Here is a 1,121-nt window from a genome sequence, read left to right as displayed (position 1 = left end):
TGTTTATCCTGTTCCAAACAAAAACAATCTGGAGAAGTTGGACAAAGCCGCATTGGTGTAAATATGTTTGAGCATCACTATGTAACCCAGGATCTTCCGGGAGAAGCAGATTGGGGGTATGGCTGTCCGGCAATGGCAGATTTTGACAGGGATGGGGATTTGGATTATGCCTTTACCGGACGGGAAGGGTTGTATTGGTTTGAAAACCAGAAAAACGTTAAATGGATAATGCATGAAGTAGGCGTTATGCCACTAAGGCATTTAGGGGCAACTAATTTCGATGTGGACAAAGATGGTTGGGAAGATATTATCATTGGTGGATTTTGGTATAGAAACCCACAAAACCCGAAAGAAAAAGTTTTTGAAAGGTATCAGTTTGATGAAACTTTAGATACTAACATCCATGATATAGTCATGGCTGATATGGATGGAAGTGGGGAGCAAAATTTGGTGTTGATGGGAGAGGGTGAAGGTGTCGTTTGGTACGAAGTGCCAGAAGAAGCCAGGCAAGATATGGCGTGGAAAAAATCAATTATAACCCTTGATGCTTTACCAGCTAATGATCACATCCATTCAGGTTTTTTTCCAAAAGGAGTGGATGATTTGGATGGTGATGGAGACAATGACCTGGTACTGCCGGACAGGTGGCTGGAGAATAAAAATAATGGAACAAGCTGGGAAAAGCACCAACTACCATTTGGTAAGAGAGGCCCTTTCGGATTGTCATCTCGTAGTTGGATTGTTGACCTGGATAAAGACGGAGACAATGATATAGTTATGACAGACTCTGACCAGCAAGCATCCAGAGCTGCCTGGCTGGAAAATCACGGGAACAATCCACCGGATTTTACAGCACATTTTCTACCCATGACAGCACCCGGGATCAGGGGGTCATTTCATTCTTTGTATGTGGGTGATTTCGATAATGATGGAGACCAGGATATTTTCACCTGCGATCAGGAAGATGATACGCTTCCTCCGGAAGGAGCCTTTCCCCGCTGGTATATTTGGGAAAATGTAAGTTTTGGCTCAGAAGTTAAATTTATAGAAAAGGTCATCTACGATGGCAAGTTGGGTGGTCATGATGCACTTGTAGGGGATGTGGACGGAGATGGAGATTT

At 43.5% G+C, this 1,121-nt stretch carries 1 protein-coding gene; it reads left to right on the top strand.

Annotation, left to right across the window (positions count from 1 at the left end):
* The coding region (locus AAOP42_RS00275; RefSeq protein WP_349526452.1) for an FG-GAP repeat domain-containing protein at positions 1–1,121 on the top strand (1,121 nt) is incomplete at both ends.

Origin of the sequence: Reichenbachiella sp. MALMAid0571, from assembly GCF_040151475.1 — a bacterium.
Lineage (GTDB): Bacteria > Bacteroidota > Bacteroidia > Cytophagales > Cyclobacteriaceae > CAXBNB01.
The sequence above is the reverse complement of the archived record's forward strand: the minus strand, read 5'-3'. Positions and strand labels throughout refer to the sequence as shown.